Annotated in this window: 18 protein-coding genes and 1 riboswitch; of the genes, 10 read left to right on the forward strand and 8 right to left on the reverse strand. The window is 74.0% G+C overall.

What is annotated here, in order from left to right:
• Nucleotides 1–39: 39 nt before the first annotated feature.
• The 4 genes from OG393_RS25845 to OG393_RS25860 form a co-directional block, all read right to left on the reverse strand.
• Nucleotides 40–1,545 carry a cobyric acid synthase gene (locus OG393_RS25845; protein WP_327377096.1) on the reverse strand — a complete coding sequence of 502 codons (1,506 nt, stop codon included), beginning with the start codon at nucleotides 1,543–1,545 and terminating at the stop codon, nucleotides 40–42.
• The gene (locus tag OG393_RS25850; RefSeq protein ID WP_327377097.1) at nucleotides 1,542–2,504 is read right to left on the reverse strand and encodes a cobalamin biosynthesis protein; all 963 of its coding nucleotides are present in this window, start codon (nucleotides 2,502–2,504) and stop codon (nucleotides 1,542–1,544) included. Before OG393_RS25850 ends, OG393_RS25845 begins: the two co-directional genes overlap by 4 nt.
• A gap of 32 nt (nucleotides 2,505–2,536) precedes the next feature.
• Nucleotides 2,537–2,659: riboswitch (cobalamin riboswitch) on the reverse strand.
• Nucleotides 2,660–2,830: 171 nt separating this feature from the next.
• Complete coding sequence (locus OG393_RS25855; RefSeq protein ID WP_327377098.1) at nucleotides 2,831–3,052, reverse strand: hypothetical protein; 222 nt, start codon at nucleotides 3,050–3,052, stop codon at nucleotides 2,831–2,833.
• A 21-nt stretch (nucleotides 3,053–3,073) separates the two neighbouring features.
• Entirely contained in the window at nucleotides 3,074–4,336 is a 1,263-nt protein-coding gene (locus tag OG393_RS25860) for an inorganic phosphate transporter (protein ID WP_327377099.1), read from the reverse strand.
• Nucleotides 4,337–4,670: 334 nt separating this feature from the next.
• Here OG393_RS25860 and OG393_RS25865 point away from each other — a divergent pair, with 334 nt between their 5' ends.
• A complete protein-coding gene (locus tag OG393_RS25865) occupies nucleotides 4,671–5,798 on the forward strand; it encodes an alpha/beta hydrolase (RefSeq protein WP_327377100.1) in 1,128 nt (375 codons plus the stop codon).
• 240 nt (nucleotides 5,799–6,038) lie between these two features.
• Nucleotides 6,039–7,463, forward strand: a complete 1,425-nt coding sequence (locus OG393_RS25870) for a hypothetical protein (protein WP_442817360.1) — start codon at nucleotides 6,039–6,041, stop codon at nucleotides 7,461–7,463.
• A 67-nt stretch (nucleotides 7,464–7,530) separates the two neighbouring features.
• Here the strand turns inward: OG393_RS25870 and OG393_RS25875 are convergent, their stop codons facing one another.
• On the reverse strand, nucleotides 7,531–7,932 hold the full coding sequence (locus OG393_RS25875; RefSeq protein ID WP_327377101.1) for a VOC family protein: 402 nt from the start codon (nucleotides 7,930–7,932) through the stop codon (nucleotides 7,531–7,533).
• 72 nt (nucleotides 7,933–8,004) lie between these two features.
• Nucleotides 8,005–8,895 (reverse strand): KPN_02809 family neutral zinc metallopeptidase, encoded by an 891-nt coding sequence (gene ypfJ / locus OG393_RS25880; RefSeq protein ID WP_327377102.1) that lies wholly within the window; start codon nucleotides 8,893–8,895, stop codon nucleotides 8,005–8,007.
• 256 nt (nucleotides 8,896–9,151) lie between these two features.
• Between ypfJ and OG393_RS25885 the strand changes: the two genes are divergently transcribed.
• The 3 genes from OG393_RS25885 to OG393_RS25895 all read left to right on the forward strand — a co-directional run bounded on the left by OG393_RS25885 (nucleotide 9,152) and on the right by OG393_RS25895 (nucleotide 12,306).
• The gene (locus OG393_RS25885; RefSeq protein WP_327377103.1) at nucleotides 9,152–10,750 is read left to right on the forward strand and encodes an ABC-F family ATP-binding cassette domain-containing protein; all 1,599 of its coding nucleotides are present in this window, start codon (nucleotides 9,152–9,154) and stop codon (nucleotides 10,748–10,750) included.
• Between the two features lie 388 nt (nucleotides 10,751–11,138).
• Complete coding sequence (locus tag OG393_RS25890) at nucleotides 11,139–11,360, forward strand: helix-turn-helix domain-containing protein (protein WP_327377104.1); 222 nt, start codon at nucleotides 11,139–11,141, stop codon at nucleotides 11,358–11,360.
• A 148-nt stretch (nucleotides 11,361–11,508) separates the two neighbouring features.
• On the forward strand, nucleotides 11,509–12,306 hold the full coding sequence (locus OG393_RS25895; protein ID WP_327377105.1) for an enoyl-CoA hydratase/isomerase family protein: 798 nt from the start codon (nucleotides 11,509–11,511) through the stop codon (nucleotides 12,304–12,306).
• An 87-nt stretch (nucleotides 12,307–12,393) separates the two neighbouring features.
• Here OG393_RS25895 and OG393_RS25900 read toward each other — a convergent pair whose 3' ends face one another.
• The gene (locus tag OG393_RS25900) at nucleotides 12,394–13,134 is read right to left on the reverse strand and encodes a hypothetical protein (protein ID WP_327377106.1); all 741 of its coding nucleotides are present in this window, start codon (nucleotides 13,132–13,134) and stop codon (nucleotides 12,394–12,396) included.
• A gap of 112 nt (nucleotides 13,135–13,246) precedes the next feature.
• On the opposite strand from OG393_RS25900, the gene OG393_RS25905 reads away from it, so the two are divergent.
• The 5 genes from OG393_RS25905 to amaP are packed head-to-tail and all read left to right on the forward strand — an operon-like array spanning nucleotide 13,247 to nucleotide 15,478.
• Nucleotides 13,247–13,699, forward strand: coding sequence for an Asp23/Gls24 family envelope stress response protein (locus tag OG393_RS25905; protein ID WP_327377107.1), 453 nt, complete (start codon nucleotides 13,247–13,249; stop codon nucleotides 13,697–13,699).
• A 30-nt stretch (nucleotides 13,700–13,729) separates the two neighbouring features.
• Nucleotides 13,730–13,921: a hypothetical protein gene (locus OG393_RS25910; RefSeq protein ID WP_327377108.1), complete on the forward strand. Its 192-nt coding sequence runs from the start codon at nucleotides 13,730–13,732 to the stop codon at nucleotides 13,919–13,921.
• Nucleotides 13,918–14,277 carry an Asp23/Gls24 family envelope stress response protein gene (locus OG393_RS25915; protein WP_327377109.1) on the forward strand — a complete coding sequence of 120 codons (360 nt, stop codon included), beginning with the start codon at nucleotides 13,918–13,920 and terminating at the stop codon, nucleotides 14,275–14,277. Before OG393_RS25910 ends, OG393_RS25915 begins: the two co-directional genes overlap by 4 nt.
• A 23-nt stretch (nucleotides 14,278–14,300) precedes the next feature.
• On the forward strand, nucleotides 14,301–14,888 hold the full coding sequence (locus OG393_RS25920) for a DUF6286 domain-containing protein (protein WP_327378551.1): 588 nt from the start codon (nucleotides 14,301–14,303) through the stop codon (nucleotides 14,886–14,888).
• 2 nt (nucleotides 14,889–14,890) lie between these two features.
• A complete protein-coding gene (amaP, locus tag OG393_RS25925; protein WP_327377110.1) occupies nucleotides 14,891–15,478 on the forward strand; it encodes an alkaline shock response membrane anchor protein AmaP in 588 nt (195 codons plus the stop codon).
• Between the two features lie 34 nt (nucleotides 15,479–15,512).
• Here the strand turns inward: amaP and OG393_RS25930 are convergent, their stop codons facing one another.
• Complete coding sequence (locus tag OG393_RS25930; RefSeq protein WP_327377111.1) at nucleotides 15,513–16,268, reverse strand: SDR family oxidoreductase; 756 nt, start codon at nucleotides 16,266–16,268, stop codon at nucleotides 15,513–15,515.
• Nucleotides 16,269–16,271 lie beyond the last annotated feature (3 nt).

Consider the following 16,271-nt stretch of genomic DNA (forward strand, 5'->3'; position numbering starts at 1 on the left):
GTGTCCCGCCCGTGAGGCGCGGGGCGTCCACGGGCGCGGTCACGGAGCGCCCGGCGGGATGAAGGGCAGACCGGCCGGCGGCCCGGTCTCGATGAGCCGGAGCAGCGCGTCCGTGTCGGCGTGTTCCTCGATCAGGTCGCCCAGCCGGTCCAGCTGTTCCTCGCGCAGCGCGCCGAAGGACGTGTCCGGCGCGGGGACGAAGCGGCGTGAGGCGCCCGCGGCCACCTCGCGCAGGAACGCCCGGCGGAATCCGTCGCTCTCCAGCGAGCCGTGCCAGTGCGTGCCCCAGACGGCGCCGACCCGGCAGCCGTCCAGGAAGGGGGCCCCGCCCAGGACCTCGGCGACGCCGTGATGGATCTCGTAGCCCTCGACCCGCTCGCCGAGCGCCTCGCCGACCGGACGGGCCAGTGTCTTGCCCGCGGCGAACCGGACCCGTACCGGCAGCAGGCCGAGCCCGTCGACCGTCCCGGCCTTCGACTCGACCTCGTCCTCGATCCGCTCCCCGAGCGCCTGGAAGCCGCCGCAGATGCCGAGGACCGGCCGGCCCTCCGCCGCCCGCCGCGCGAGGGCGTCCGCGAGGCCGCGCTCGCGCAGCCAGGCCAGCGCCCGTACCGTGCCGCGGGTGCCCGGCACGATCACCAGGTCCGCGTCGACGAGCTCCTCGGCCCGGTCCACGAAGCGCACCACCACGCCCGGCTCGGCGGCCAGCGCGTCCACGTCCGTGAAGTTGGACATGAGGGGCACGGCGCAGACCGCGACCCGCAGTACGTCCTCGCCGACGGGCGGGGCCACGACCGACTCGCGGACCGCGCCGCGCATCGAGACCCGCAGCCCGTCCTCCTCGTCGATGCCGAGCCCGTGGGCGTAGGGCAGAACGCCGAAGGTCCGGCGTCCGGTCAGCCCGTGCAGCATGTCGAGCCCCGGCTCCAGCAGCGTGACGTCGCCGCGGAACTTGTTCACCAGGTAGCCCGCGATCAGTTCCTGGTCCTCCGGTGCCAGCAGGGCCGTCGTGCCGAAGAACTGGGCGAACACCCCGCCCCGGTCGATGTCGCCGACCACGAGCACCGGCAGTCGCGCGGCGCGCGCGATGCCCATGTTCACGATGTCGGTGCGCCGCAGATTGATCTCGGCCGGACTGCCCGCCCCCTCGCAGATCACGGCGTCATACGTGCCCCGCAGCTCCTCCAGGCACGCCAGGACCGGCTCGAAGAGCTCCTTCTGCCGTCCCCCGTGATAGCCGCGCGCGCTCAGCTCGCCGACCGGCCTGCCCATCAGGACGACCTGGCTGGAACGGTCGCTGCCGGGCTTCAGCAGCACCGGGTTCATCAGGGCCGTCGGCTCCACTCGCGCGGCCTGCGCCTGCATGGCCTGCGCCCGCCCGATCTCCGCGCCCTCGCGGGTCACGAAGGAGTTCAGGGACATGTTCTGGCCCTTGAAGGGGGCCACCTTCACGCCCCGGCGGACCAGCCAGCGGCAGATGCCGGCCGTGACGACGCTCTTTCCCGCGTCGGACGTGGTCCCGGCGACCAGCAGTCCGCCCCTCATATCAGCCTCCGCTTGATGGCACCTATGATCATCCGGCCGCCCGCGCAGGTCACCAGCGTCAGCGCGGTCACCCGTCGCGAGAGCCGTACGGCCCGTTCGATGTCGGCGACCTCCACGTCCCGTCCGGGCGCGTTCAGCGCGGGCCGGTGCTCGACCCGTCCGCCGTACGAGAGCGTCCCCCCGAGCCGTACGCCGAGCGCCCCCGCGAACGAGGACTCCACCGGACCGGCGTTCGGGCTGGGATGCCGCCCGGCGTCGGCCCGCCAGGCGCGCAAGGACCCGCGCGGGTCGCCGCCGGCCACCGTGGCGAGCGCGGCGGTCAGCCGGGCCCCCGGCCAGCCGGCGACGTCGTCCAGCCTGGCCGAGGCCCAGCCGAAGCGCCGGTGACGCGGGGACCTGTGGCCGACCATGGCGTCCAGGGTGTTCACGGCCCGGAACCCCACCAGGCCCGGGACACCGGCGGCGGCGCCCCACACGAGCGCCCCCACGACCGCGTCGGAGGTGTTCTCGGCGACGGACTCCACGACCGCGCGGGCCATCGCCGGGCCGTCCAGGGAGTGCGGATCACGCCCGCACAGGTGCGGCAGCCGTTCGCGGGCGACCTCCAGGTCCCCGGCGGCCAGGGCGCCGCCGATGGCGCGGGCCTCCCGGCCCAGGGTCGTCCCGCCGACGACGGCCCACACGGTGGCCGCGGTCAGGGCGACGGACGCGGCGGGCCGGTCCCGGACGGCCCGCGCGGCCAGCGCTCCGGCCGCCGCGGCGCCTCCGGCGCAGAGGGCGGTGTGCAACGCGCCCCAGCCGCGGTGGTCGTGCCACAGAAGACGTTCGACGGTGCCGGCGAACCGCCCGAAACCGGCGACCGGATGGCCGCGGCGGGGGTCGCCGACGAGCAGGTCCGCGGCCAGACCGGCGGCGGCGCCGTACGCGAATACACCGGTGGCTGCAATGCGGCCAGGCATGGCGCTGTGTCCTCACTCAGGGTCCGCGCCCTGGCTCGACGTGACCGACGGCGAGAGTTCCTGGCTCCCGGGGAGGGTTCCCCGGTCACAGTGGCGGGACCGCGCCGGATTCGCACCGGGCTTCCTCTTCTGCCGCCGTCATGGCCCCGGAAGTCCACCACGCTGCGCGAACACCCGTCAACTCACCCTTGACCTGCGGCGGGACAGTGTGCGAAGCCCCACAGCCGACCCGCGCACAGGAAGGGCGGCGCGGCCCGTACGCACAGGACGGCCGGGCGGGCCGCACCCGAAGGTGCGGCCCGCCCGGCCGTCGGTGCTCGCCGCCGTCAGGCGACGATCAGATAGATGCCGTACGCGACGGCCGCCGCGCACAGGGCGAAGCAGGCGTAGGCGCCGGTGCGCGCCAGGGCGGCGGAGCCGCCCTGTGCGGCGGCCTGCTCCTGCTTGGAGAGGCCGACGATGCCGAGGGTGAACAGGCCCACGAGGGCGACGGTCGCCACGAGGCTGACTCCGAAGACGGAGCCGAGAGCTGCCCAGTCGATCTTCATGCGTGCGTGTCCCTTGGTTCCTTAGACCGCCGCGGCGGGGGCCGCGGGGGCTGCCGGGTCCGTGGGGGCCGGCGCGGGGATGGTGGTCTTGAGCTCCTCGGCCGCGGCGACCGCGGTTCCGGTGGGCGGCGGGGTGACGGCCGCGATCGCGGTGGTCACGACACCGGCGGGCTCGTCGTCGAGGTCGTCCGCGGTGACGTTGCTGTGGTCGACCGGCTTGCGGCGGGACAGGGCCCAGATGACGCCCGACCCGGCGACCAGCAGGATCGCGACGACGACGATGCCCCAGGTGCCCTGCTTGGTGAGGAACTCGGCGCCGGCGCCGACCAGTCCGGCGGCGGGCAGGGTCAGGCCCCAGGCGACGAACATCCGGGTCGCGGTGGACCAGCGGACGACACCGCCCTTGCGGCCGAGGCCCGCGCCCATCACGGCACCGGAGCAGGACTGCGTGGTGGAGAGGGAGAAGCCGAGGTGGGAGGAGGCCAGGATGACCGTGGCCGCGCTGGTCTGGGCGGCGAAGCCCTGCGGCGGCCGGAGGTCGGTCAGGCCCTTGCCCATGGTGCGGATGATGCGCCAGCCGCCGAGGTAGGTGCCGAGCGCGATGGCCACACCGGCCGCGACGATGACCCACATCGGAGGGTTGGAGCCGGGGACGAGGACGCCGCCGGTGACCAGGGCGAGGGTGATGACACCCATGGTCTTCTGGGCGTCGTTGGTGCCGTGGGCGAGGGAGACGAGGCCGGCGGAGGCGATCTGCCCGGCACGGTAGCCCTTGGCCGTGGCCTTCGCGTCGGTCCGGGAACCGATCCGGTACGTCAGCCTGGTGGCCGCCCAGGCGGCCAGTCCGGCGACGACCGGTGCGGCGATCGCGGGGAGCAGGACCTTGGTGACGACGGTGCCGCCGTTGACCGCGGACCAGCCGGCCGACATGACGGCCGCGCCTATGAGGCCGCCGAAGAGAGCGTGGGAGGAGCTGGACGGAAGTCCGAGCAGCCAGGTCAGCAGATTCCAGAGGATGGCACCGACGAGCGCCGCGAAGATCACTTCGGTACGAATGCCCTGTTCGTTGATGATCCCGCCGGAGATCGTCTTGGCGACCTCCACGGACAGGAACGCACCGACCAGGTTGAGCACGGCGGACATGGCCACCGCCGTCTTGGGCTTGAGGGCACCGGTCGAGATGGTCGTCGCCATCGCGTTGGCGGTGTCGTGGAAACCGTTCGTGAAATCGAACACGAGAGCTGTCACGACCACAATCGCGAGCAGCAGCGTGATGTGTTCCATTTACCCAGGCAATCGTTTGACGTCAGTGGCTCGTCGAACGTAGGCAACCTGGGTGAACGGAAGGTGAACTGAGTCGGTCGGTGTGGTGTCCCCAACAGGTTCCGCGCGTTCCACTTAGTGCTCCGGAGGTCCGGCCGTCCACGATGTTCCCCACGCAAACCCGGGTAAGCCCTGCCGTAAGGGGACGGTTCCGCCCCCTCCGGGCCGTGGACGGGACCGCCCCCACGTGGGGAGGCGTGGAAGTGACCCGCGTCACCACGGCGAGGCCCCCGCGGACACCCCGGACGACGGCGGTCCGGTGGCACCCCGCCCACGGACTGCCGACACTGGGAGCGTGCGCCCGGCTACAGCGACGGCAGCGGCCGTCACCACACTGATCGGTGCCGGCGCGGCCGCGATCGCGGCCGGCCGGTACGCCGGCGACGTCGCCCTCAGGGTGCCGTCCGGACGACCGCTGCCCGGCGATCCCCGGCTCACCGTGCACGCCACGGAGCCGGACCGGGTCACCCTCACCAGGAGCCTCGTCTCCCTGCGCCCCGGTACCTACGGACTCGACGGCCCGGGGGTCCACGCCGTCGTCGGCCCCGTCCTCGACCGGGTCCCGCACTCCGCCGACACCGTCGTCCGCCGCCTGGAGCGGGTCGAGTACGGGACCCTGGAGCCGGGCACCCGCGTCCGCCTCGACCCCGCCCTGCACACCGGCACGCCGAGGTCGGCGCTCGGCGTCGACTACGAGGACGTCGAGATCCCCGGTGAACTCGGCCCACTGCCCGGCTGGCTCGTCCCCGGCCCCCGGCCCACCTGGGTCGTCGCCCTGCACGGCCTCGGTACCACCCGGCACCAGCCCCTCAACCTGGTCCCCTTCCTCAGTCGCCGGCAGATCCCGGTCCTGATCCCCGCCTACCGCGGGGACGAGGGCGCCCCGCCACCCCCGGACGGCCTCGGCCGCCTCGGCGACTCCGAATGGCGCGACGCCGACGCCGCCGTCCGCTACGCCGTCCGCCGCGGCGCGCGACACGTCGTCCTGTGCGGCTGGGGCACCGGCGCCACGATGGCCTTGCACGCCGCCGCCGACTCCGGCGTACGGGACGCGGTCCGCGGGCTCGTCCTGGACTCCCCGGTCCTCGACCGGGAGGCCACCCTGCGCGCCCTCCTCGCGGCCCGCCACGTGCCCGGTCCGCTGCTGCCGCTCGCCGTCCACGCCGCCCTCAGCCGGGCCGAACTCCACGGCGAACGGCTCCAGGAGGCCGCCGACCCGGCCGCCCTGCGCGTCCCGACCCTGGTCTTCCACGGGCCCGACGACCTGCTCGCGCCCTGGGAGCCGTCCCTTCGGCTGGCCTCCCGCCGCCCCGGACTCGTCACCCTCCAGACGGTCCGGCAGGCCCCCCACGCGTCCATGTGGAACGCCGACCCGGTCCGTTACGAGGAGGCGCTGCGGCGCTTCCTCACCCCTCTGATGTAGGGCGGGCTCCGGGGCCGCGGGCCCCTGGCGCGGGACGCGAGCCGGGGCCCGGACGCGGTCCGGCCGTCCCGCACGCCGCACGCCGCACGCCGCACGCCTCGCGGACCCGCTCCCGCGGAACGCCCTCGCGATCCGTTCCGGAGCCTTCGCGACCCCCGTTCGCCCGCCGCTCCCGAGGGCTTTCGCGGTGGATTCGGATTCCGATTGGGCTTTCGGGCCGCCAGCGGGAAGACTGCCCCCGTGACGTCTCGACAGCCTGATGAGCATTTGGCGCGCAACTCCAGACTCCGACTCGTCCGTCCGCGGGCACTCGCGACCGCCCGACGGGCCGTGACGACCCGGCGGACACGGCCGGCGCCGCGTCCGCCGGAGGGCACTCCGCCCCGCGCGGAACTGGCCCGCCAGGCGCGGACCGTCCTCGCCGACGCCGTACGGATCGCCCGCTGGGCCGCCGACGGACGCGCGGCCGGACTCGTCGCGGTCACCGGCCCCGGCGCCGCCTCCGCCCAGGAACGCGCCGCCCTCGCACTGGACCTGACTCCGGACCAGGTCCGGGCCGGCTGGGACCGGGCCCGTCTCGCCGGGCTCGTCGAGATCCACGGCGACACGGCGCGCCCCGGCTGGCGGCTGCAGGCATGGGATCGCGACGACTCCGCCGTGCTACGCGGCTGGGTCGCCCTGTTCGACGCCTGGTCGCTGGTCCACCCGGCGCCCGAGGGGGTGGCGCCCGGCACCGTCGCCGAGGTCGTCGAGGCCGTCCCCCAGGTCCTCTCGCTCCTTCAGCTGTCCGCGGGGCCGGTGGCCGCCCCGGCCCTCCTCGACCTGCTCCGCCGACGCGTCGAGGAACTGCGCGAGGAACGCTGCGAGGTCCCCTGCGGCCCCCGGCCCCCTGGGGACACCGCGCCCCCCGCCCGGGAGGCCGTTCCCGGCGCGCCGGAGACCGGCGGACTCTGTCCGCTGCTCGCCTGGGCCCTGGACGGCCTCGCGGCCGTCGGAGCCCTGACCCTCGGCCCCGACCAGGCGACCCTGACACCCCTCGGCAACTGGGCGGTCTGGGTCAAACTGGAGCAGATCTGCGTCGCGGCCCAGAGCCCGGCCGGGAACATCGAGCAGTCCGCCGAGGACATGCTCCGCGGCTGCGCCCGTCTCACTCCGGGGCCGGCCCGCGACGAGTACCGTGCCTGGCTGGCGGCCCGGACCTTCTCCAGCGCGGTCACCGAACTCCTGGCTGTGGCGCGCGGCGAGGACGCCCTGCTGCGCGGTCTCGCGTTCGAGGCCCTCCGGGTCGTCGGCGCCCCCGCCGAGACCGAGGTCCGGGCCGCCGCCGAGGAACCCCCGCTCCGCCCGTACGCCCTGCTCTGGCTCGCCGAGTACGACGGCGCCGACCCCGACGACGCGCAGGAGGTGCTGTCCCGCGAGGAGGCGACCTGGCTCTGGGTCGACACCGCCGCGGCCGTCGCCGACCACGGAGAGAGCGCGCTGCTCGTCCGCCACCTCGACTCCGCCGTGCAGGGCACGGTCCCGGCCCTCCTCGACGAGGTCCAGGCCGTCGGCCACCCCCGGACGGTCCAGGTCCTGGTCGCGCTCGCCGCCGCGCACCCCGATCCCGCCCTCGCCAAGGCCGTACGGCGAGCCGCCTTCCAGGTCCACACCGGCGGAGTCTGACCGCCCAGCCCCGGGAGCCGCCGAGTGAACCGTGCCCCGCCGGGCGATGCGCCCGGCGGGGCACGGTTCACTCCGAGACTCCCGGGGCGTACGTCCCGAAGGACCAGATGTTGCCCTCGGAGTCCCGCGCCATGTAGTCCCGCGCCCCGTAGTCCTGGTCCGTGGGCGGCATCACGATCTCGGCGCCGTGCTCCACGGCCCGCGCGTGGTGCGCGTCCACGTCGGCGACCCGGACGTACACCCCGACGGGGCCGCCGTCCGCCATCAGCCGGTCGAACTCGGTACCGGTGCCCTTGCTGCCCAGCATCACCAGCCCGTTGCCGTGTGAGAGCTCCGCGTGGACGACCTTGCCGTCCTCTCCCTCGAACACGGACTTCTCGGTGAAGCCGAACGCCTCCGTCAGCAGGGTGACGGCGGCCTTCGCGTCGTCGTACATGAGGGTCGGACAGATGTCGGGTGCCTCGCCCATCCCGATCACTCCTTCTCGCTCGCTCCGCCGGAATGTGACCCGGGTCTCAGTCTGACAGTCGTCGCCGGTGTGTCAGCGGAAGGTGTCGCACCGGGCCATGTCGCCGGTCTCGAAGCCCGTACGGAACCACTGCCGGCGCTGCGCCGCCGACCCGTGGGTCCACGTCTCGGGTGTCACCCGGCCCTGGAGCCTCTCCTGGACCCGGTCGTCGCCCACCGCCGCCGCCGCATCCAGACCCTCCCGGATGTCCGCTTCCGTCAGCCGGGTGAGCAGCGGGCGGCCGGTCTTCGCGTCCGGAGCCGACGTCGCGTGGTGCGCCCACACGCCCGCGTAGCAGTCCGCCTGCAGTTCGACCCGTACGGACTGGGAGGCGGCTCCCGCGCGCCCGTCCCGGGCGCGTGCGAGTGCGCCCGTCTGGTTCTGGACGTGGTGTCCGTACTCGTGCGCCACCACGTATGCCTGCGCGAAGGGACCTCCGGTCGCACCGAACGTGGTCCGCAGCTCGTCGAAGAAGCCGAGGTCCAGGTAGACCCGCCGGTCGCCCGGGCAGTAGAAGGGCCCGACCGCGGAGGTGGCCGAGCCGCAGGCGGTGGACACCCGGCCGGTGAACATCACCGTGCGCGCGTCCCCGTAGCGGCCCCCGCGCCGCGCGTACTCCGCGCGCCAGTAGTCCTGGAGACTGTTGACGACCGCCACGATCCGGCAGTCGTCGCGGGTGTTCGCGTCCGCTCCCGTCCGGCAGGTCCGCTCCACCCGGGCGGCGGACGAGGCGCTCGCGGCCCGGTCCTCGTCACCGGCGGAGAGGCCCAGCTGTTCGGGGCCCACGCCGAACAGGACGCCCAGGACGAGGGCGATGAGCCCGACGATCCCGCCGCCGACGGTGGCCCCGCCGCCGGGGACGCGGTTGCCGCGGACGTCCCGCACCTCCGAGGTGTCCAGCTCGGCGTCGTCGTCGAACCGCATGGGCCACCGTCCTCCGCGTCGTGCCGCGGCCCTGGCCGCGGCCCTCCGGCCGAGTATCGATCACTCCGAACGGCCCCGCCCCTTGTGCGCGGCGGCGGAGAGGGAGGGGCGGCACCGCCCACCGCCGAGAGCATGTCCGAAAAGCAGTTGCAAGCGACCGTTAGACTGGCTGCATGGCCATTCTCCTTGCGCACGCGTAGCGGCGTCGAAACCGTCAGAGCCCTTCCGCCGTCCATCCCCGCCCTGGAGTCTGTCCGTGATCACCGCTTCCGGCATCGAGCTGCGCGCCGGCGCCCGCATCCTCATCGAGTCCGCTTCCTTCCGCATCGCCAAGGGCGATCGCATCGGCCTGGTCGGCCGGAACGGCGCGGGCAAGACCACGCTCACCAAGTGCCTCGCCGGTGAGGGGCAGCCCGCCGGCGGCACCATCGCCTGCTCCGGAGAGGTCGGCTACCTTCCGCAGGACCCGCGTACCGGGGACCTCGACGTGCTGGCCCGCGACCGCATCCTGTCCGCCCGTGGTCTGGACGTGCTGCTGCGCAAGATGCGGCTGAACGAGGAACGCATCGCCACCGGCACCGGGGCCACCCGCGACAAGGCGATGAAGCAGTACGAGCGCCAGGAGACGGAGTTCCTCACCAAGGGCGGGTACGCCGCCGAGGCGGAGGCGTCCACCATCGCGGCGGCCCTCGGACTGCCCGACCGGGTCCTCGGCCAGCCGCTGCACACCCTCTCCGGCGGCCAGCGCCGCCGTGTCGAGCTCGCCCGGATCCTCTTCTCCGACGCCGACACCCTGCTCCTCGACGAGCCCACCAACCACCTCGACGCCGACTCGATCGTCTGGCTGCGCGACTACCTCAAGACCTACCGCGGCGGCTTCATCGTCATCTCGCACGACGTCGACCTCGTCGAGACCGTCGTGAACAAGGTCTTCTACCTGGACGCCAACCGTTCGACCATCGACGTCTACAACATGGGCTGGAAGCTCTACCAGCAGCAGCGCGAGGCCGACGAGAAGCGCCGCCGCCGCGAGCGCCAGAACGCCGAGAAGAAGGCGGCGGCCCTCAACTCGCAGGCCGACAAGATGCGCGCGAAGGCCACCAAGACCGTCGCCGCGCAGAACATGGCCAAGCGCGCCGAGCGCCTGCTGTCGGGCCTGGAGGCGGTCCGGGTCTCCGACAAGGTCGCCAAGCTCCGCTTCCCGGAGCCCGCGCCGTGCGGCAAGACGCCGCTCACCGCCGAGGGCCTGTCCAAGTCGTACGGCTCGCTCGAGATCTTCACCGACGTGAACCTCGCGATCGACAAGGGCTCGCGCGTCGTGATCCTCGGCCTCAACGGCGCGGGCAAGACCACCCTGCTGCGCCTCCTCGCGGGCGCGGAGAACCCGGACACCGGCGAGGTCACGCCGGGGCACGGTCTCAAGCTCGGCTACTACGCGCAGGAACACGAGACGCTCGATCCCGAGCGCACGGTCCTGGAGAACATGCGCTCCTCCGCGCCCGACCTGGACCTCGTCGAGGTGCGCAAGACGCTCGGCTCCTTCCTCTTCTCCGGCGACGACGTCGACAAGCCGGCCGGAGTGCTCTCCGGCGGCGAGAAGACCCGGCTGGCCCTGGCCACCCTCGTCGTCTCCTCGGCGAACGTGCTGCTCCTGGACGAACCGACGAACAACCTCGACCCCGCCAGCCGTGAGGAGATCCTCGGCGCCCTGCGCACCTACAAGGGCGCGGTGGTGCTGGTCACCCACGACGAGGGCGCGGTGGACGCGCTGGAGCCGGAGCGGATCATCCTGCTGCCGGACGGTGTCGAGGACCTGTGGGGACCGGACTACAAGGATCTGGTGGCCCTCGCCTGACGGGAGCGAGCCGGGGTGCGGGCCGCGCCCGCGACCGGCGGGCCGACCGCTTCGGCCCTCCGCTGATCATTCCGGTATGGATCATTCGGCTCATGGGTGATCCTTCATCTGAGTGAGTGCGTCTCATACCCCCGGTGCGGCACCCGGCGGAATCCTTCCGTCAGGTGTCGCGCCGTCCTCTTTCCCGACGGACGTGCTGACCTGGGACTTCCCGCGCTCGGCGGCTTCCCCGCGTGTCTCGCACGCATCGGAATGAGGGCTTCCGGTCGTGTCGGCGCCTTGTCTTCCGGCGAACCCGGCGGAACGGACCTCGTCGAATGGGTGGCCAGGACGTCCGGAAGGGGTGATCATGAGAAGTCCAGAGCGCACTTCCCATGAGGAGGCACGGGTGGCCGAGACTCTGAAGAAGGGCAGCCGGGTGACCGGCGCCGCGCGCGACAAGCTCGCGGCAGACCTGAAGAAGAAGTACGACTCCGGTGCGAGCATCCGGGCGCTGGCCGAGGAAACCGGCCGCTCCTATGGATTCGTCCATCGGATGCTCAGCGAGTCCGGAGTCACACTGCGTGGACGTGGCGGAGCGACGCGAGGCAAGAAGACGTCCTCGGCCTGACTCGGGGCGCGGTTCGTCGGGTCCACCGGTTCCGAGGTGGCCACCCGGTCGGCCGTGCGGTCGACCGGGTGGTTACTGTGCAGTCACTTAGTGGCCGAAGCGGTTACTGAGCGATCGCCCAGTGCTGCACCGGAACCGGAGGCGCCCCATGACTTCGCTCGACTCTGTGCTCGTGTTCGACAAGGACGGTGTACGGCTCACCGTCGAGGACGCCGTTGCCACGGTGACCCTGACCAATCCGGCGAAGCGCAACGCCCAGTCTCCCGCTCTGTGGCGGGCGTTGGTGGAAGCCGGCCGGTCATTGCCCGGCAGCGTGCGGGTCGTGGTACTGCGGGGAGAGGGCCAGTCCTTCTCCGCGGGTCTCGACCGGCAGGCGTTCACGCCCGAGGGCTTCGACGGCGAGCCGTCCTTCCTCGACCTGGCACGGGGTTCCGACGAGGACCTCGACGCGGTCATCGCCGAGTACCAGGAGGCGTTCACCTGGTGGCGCCGCGGCGACCTCGTGTCGATCGCGGCCGTCCAGGGGCACGCCATCGGCGCCGGCTTCCAGCTCGCCCTCGCCTGCGACCTGCGGGTCGTCGCCGAGGACGTGCAGTTCGCCATGCGCGAGACCAGCCTGGGCCTGGTGCCGGACCTCACCGGCACACATCCCCTGGTCTCGCTCGTGGGCCCTGCCCGCGCGCTGGAGATCTGCGCCACGGGCCGCTTCGTCCACGCCGACGAGGCCGAGCGGATCGGCCTCGCCAACATCGCCGTGCCCGGTGCCGAGCTCGACGCCGCGGTCCGGGACCTCGCAGCGGCCCTGCTCGCCGCTCCCCGTGACGCGGTGATCGAGACCAAGGCGCTGCTCCAGGGCGCCTCCGGCCGCACCTACGAGGAGCAGCGCGTCGCCGAGCGGGCCGCCCAGGCCCGTCGCCTGCGCGACCTGGCCGGCCTGGGCGACTGAGAGCCTGCCGGCCGAAGGCACCCGACAGGCTCTGACCCGCGCGAGCCACCGCGGACACCCCGTCGGCGGACGCCGGCCGGGACACCCTCACCGCACCTCGGACACCAGGACCGTGACCGCGGTCCCCGCCGGAGAGGCCGCGGTCAGGGCCGCGCGGACGGCTCGGGCCACGTCCAGGGCGCGACGGCCGGCGGTCACGGCGCACTCCACCCGGAGCGCGTCCGGCGCGCGGTGGACCGGCGGGCCCAGGGCGTCCGTGAGTGCGGCCACGCCCGCGACGGCCCGCACGGTCACCGCGACCGGGTCCGTCACGGCCGGCGAGGTGTGCCCGGGGGGTGGCGCGACGTCCGGGTCCTCGGCGGTGCCCGTCCCGTCCCCGACGAGTTCCGTCACCCGCAGATCCACCCGTACGGCCCTCAGGCCCAGCTCCGTCTCCGCCGCGGCGCAGAGCGCCGCGCGGACCTGCTCCGCCAGGGCGGGCAGTGGGTGGTCACCCGACACGGCGAACTCCGCCGTGATCCCCAGCGGTCCCGGCGGCAGCCCGCCCGGCGGCAGCCCGCCCGGCGGTACGGGCGAGGGCACACCGGGCGGCCCGTTCCCCGCCGAGTCCGCCGGCCCGGCCGCCGCCTCCGGGGCCGCCACGAGTCCCACCCGCAGGCGCCCCGGGATCACGCCGTCCACCCGGCCGGCGGCCCGCAGCAGCACCGTCCGCGCCGCCCGTTCCGCCAGCCACACGCCGTCCCGCTCGTCCCCCAGTGGCAGTAGCAGGCCCGGCCCCAGCCGCCCGCGTACCGCCGCCGCCCATCCCGCTTCCGCACGCGTCGTCATCAGTCCAGCCTGCCGCATCCCCGGCGCGCGACCGGGTAAGCGCACTTAATGTGAGCGAAGGAGCTGAAAACAGCCCCGATCTCCCTCGATCCTCCGGAAGGGGCGAACGGCGATGAGCGAGACCACGCATTCCGACGGACTGTCCGTGACCAAGCGGGGCGGCGGCCCCCCGGCTACCCGCGGACGCACGACGATCGCCGACGGCGTCGTCGAGAAGATCGCCGGCCTGGCCGCGCGGGACGTCGTCGGCGTCCACGCCATGGGCAGCGGTCTCTCCCGCACCCTCGGGGCCGTTCGCGACCGGGTACCGGGCGGAGGCAGCGCCAAGTCGAACGCCACCAGGGGTGTCAAGGCCGAGGTCGGCGAGGTGCAGACCGCCCTCGACCTGGAGATCGTCGTCGACTACGGAGTCTCGATCTCCGAGGTGGCCGGCGAGGTCCGCGAGAACGTGGTCGCGGCCGTGGAGCGCATGACCGGCCTGGAGGTCGTCGAGGTCAACATCGCCGTCAGCGACGTGAAGCTGCCGGACGAAGAGGACGAAGAGCCGGAGCAGCGGCTCCAGTAGCCGCGGGCGGCCGGGCGGAAAGGGCTCAGCATGAGCATGGCATCGGTCGGCCTGGTGGCCGGCATGGCCCTCGGCTTCGCCGGATACTTCGGCGGCTTCGGGGCGTTTCTCCTGGTCGCGGCCTTGGGGGCGATCGGATTCGTCGTCGGGCGCTTCCTCGAGGGCGATCTCGAAGCCGGCGACTTCTTCCGGAGTCGCGCACGCGGCGACCGGCGGCGGTGACCCGGGTGGCAACGGTTCCGGTCGGAGCCGCGGGCCGCGGGGCGACCACCATCGCCGACCGGGTCGTCGCGAAGATCGCCGCACGGGCGGCACGGGAGGCACTCGTCTCCCTGCCCGGGGAGGCTTCGGCACCGCACGCCTCGGTCGTCGTCCACCGGGACACGGCGCGGGTCTCGGTAAGCCTGGAGCTCGGCTATCCCGCCGATCTCAGCCGCCAGTGCGGCGCGGTCCGCAGCCGGGTGAGGCGGCGGGTCGAGGAACTGGCCGGTCTGGAGGTGCCGGAAGTGACCGTGCACGTCGAGCGGCTGTACTCGCCGCACACGGCGCGCGACTCCGCCCGGGGGAGGCTGCGGTGACCGCGGAACCCGGCACGGAGCCCGTGCCACCGGCGCCCCCCGCCCGGGAGGAGCGGCCCGACGCGGTGCCCGCGCGCCGGTTCTGGGCGGTACGGCGCGTCCCCGCCGGGCTGGTCGCCCTGATCCTGCTCGGAGCCACCGGCCTGCTCCTCTACGACGTCGCCGCGGTGCGGGCCGGCCACAGCGCCATGCAGTGGCGGCGCGACCTCGCCGACGACCTGGCCACGACCCCCCTCGACAACGCCTGGGTGCAGGCCGGGGCGGCCCTCGCCGTACTCCTCGGCGTCTGGCTCCTCGTGCTGGCGGCCACCCCCGGCCTGCGCGCCGTGCTGCCCATGCGACGGCGCCACGCCGACGTATGCGCCGGGCTCGACCGCGACGCCGTCGCGCTCATCCTGCGCGACCGGGCCATGGAGGTCTCCGGCGTGCAGTCGGCCCGGGTGAAGGCGAGACGGCGCAGGGTGGCGGTGCGCGCGGTCTCGCACTTCCGCGAACTGGACGAGGTGCGGGCCGACCTGGACACCGTGGTCGCCACCGGCATCGAGGAACTGGGGCTCGCCCGCCCGCCGGCGGCGACCGTCCGGGTGACCCGCCCGCCGAAGAAGGGATGAGGATGACCGTCGTCCTGCGCCGCGTCAACCGGATCGTGCTCGGCCTCGTGGGGCTGGCCCTCGTCGCCGTCGGCGGGGCGGTGCTCGCGGCCGGCCTGGACCTGCCCGTACCGGACTGGTGGCCGTGGTCGGGCCCCGCCGACGTGCTGCTGAGCCGGGCCGAACGGCAGCGGTGGCGCGACGAAGGCTGGTGGTGGCCCGCGGTCATCGCCCTGCTCGGGGTTCTGGTGCTGCTGTTCCTGTGGTGGCTGCTGGCCCAGTTCCGCAGGGCCCGGCTGCGGGAGGTGGTGATCGACACCGGTGACGGAGAGGCCGCGGTCGTCAGGGGACGGGCCCTGACAGGCGTCCTGGTGGCGGACGCCGCCGCCCAGGACGGTGTGGCCGGCGCCCGGATCGTCCTGACGGGCCGTCGCACCGCACCGCGTGCCCGGGTCGCCCTGCTCCTCGAGCCGCACGCCTCGCCGGGCGAGACCCTGCGCGGACTGACGCACGAGGCCCTGGCGCACGCCCGGACCTCCACCGGGCTGCCGTCCCTTCCGGCGGAGGCCCGGCTGCGCGCGGTCAGGCACCGGGCGCGCCGGGTCTCCTGACCCGGGACCCGCGGGCCCCGTGCCGGGCGGGCCGTCAGAAGCCGTGCCGCGCACCGCCGTCCACCTGCAGCATCACCCCGGTGAGGTACGAGGCCGCCGGTGACAGCAGGAACGCCGCGGTGGCACCGAACTCCTCGGGCCTGCCGTAGCGGCGCAGCGGGATCCGGGACTCGTTGGCCGCGCGTGTCGCGTCCGCGTCGCCCGACAGGGCGTCCAGGGCGCTCATCCGGTCGGTGGCGATCCGGCCCGGCAGCAGGCCGACGACCCGGATGCCCCGGGGGCCCAGGTCCGCGGCGAGGGACTTCGCGAATCCGGCGAGCCCGGGCCGCAGACCGTTGGAGAGGGCCAGGCCCGGGATCGGCTCGTGCACCGAGCCGGACAGCACGAAGCCGATCACCCCGCCCTCGGTCAGCGTCTCCGCGGCGGCGCGCGCCATCCGCACCGCGCCCAGGAAGACGGTGTCGAAGGCCGCCGCCCACTGTTCGTCGGTGTTGTCGGCGCCGAAGCCCGGCGCGGGACCGCCCACGCTGATCAGGATGCCGTCGAAGCGTCCGAAACGGGACCGGGCCTCCGCGATCAGGCGGCCGACGGCCTCCGGGTCGGCGTTGTCCGCGGCGACCCCGGCCGCGCCCGGTCCCAGTTCCGCGACCGCCTCGGCGACCGGCTTCTCCTCCCGCCCGGTGATCACCACCTTCGCGCCCTCGGCGAGGAGCGCCTCGGCGGATGCCCGGCCGAGCCCTCGCGTCGCCCCGGTCACCACGTACACACGGTCGTTCAGTCCGAGATCCATGGG

Origin of the sequence: Streptomyces sp. NBC_01216, assembly GCF_035994945.1 — a bacterium.
Lineage (GTDB): Bacteria > Actinomycetota > Actinomycetes > Streptomycetales > Streptomycetaceae > Streptomyces.

Bases quoted from the DNA above. Each gene is read 5' to 3' on its own strand.
- OG393_RS25845 (WP_327377096.1), bottom strand. From the start codon at position 1,545: ATGAGGGGCGGACTGCTGGTCGCCGGGACCACGTCCGACGCGGGAAAG.
- OG393_RS25850 (WP_327377097.1), bottom strand. From the start codon at position 2,504: ATGCCTGGCCGCATTGCAGCCACCGGTGTATTCGCGTACGGCGCCGCC.
- OG393_RS25855 (WP_327377098.1), bottom strand. From the start codon at position 3,052: ATGAAGATCGACTGGGCAGCTCTCGGCTCCGTCTTCGGAGTCAGCCTC.
- OG393_RS25860 (WP_327377099.1), bottom strand. From the start codon at position 4,336: ATGGAACACATCACGCTGCTGCTCGCGATTGTGGTCGTGACAGCTCTC.
- OG393_RS25875 (WP_327377101.1), bottom strand. From the start codon at position 7,932: ATGGGCGAGGCACCCGACATCTGTCCGACCCTCATGTACGACGACGCG.
- ypfJ (WP_327377102.1), bottom strand. From the start codon at position 8,895: ATGCGGTTCGACGACGACGCCGAGCTGGACACCTCGGAGGTGCGGGAC.
- OG393_RS25895 (WP_327377105.1), top strand. From the start codon at position 11,509: ATGACTTCGCTCGACTCTGTGCTCGTGTTCGACAAGGACGGTGTACGG.
- OG393_RS25900 (WP_327377106.1), bottom strand. From the start codon at position 13,134: ATGACGACGCGTGCGGAAGCGGGATGGGCGGCGGCGGTACGCGGGCGG.
- OG393_RS25905 (WP_327377107.1), top strand. From the start codon at position 13,247: ATGAGCGAGACCACGCATTCCGACGGACTGTCCGTGACCAAGCGGGGC.
- OG393_RS25910 (WP_327377108.1), top strand. From the start codon at position 13,730: ATGAGCATGGCATCGGTCGGCCTGGTGGCCGGCATGGCCCTCGGCTTC.
- amaP (WP_327377110.1), top strand. From the start codon at position 14,891: ATGACCGTCGTCCTGCGCCGCGTCAACCGGATCGTGCTCGGCCTCGTG.
- OG393_RS25930 (WP_327377111.1), bottom strand. From the start codon at position 16,268: ATGGATCTCGGACTGAACGACCGTGTGTACGTGGTGACCGGGGCGACG.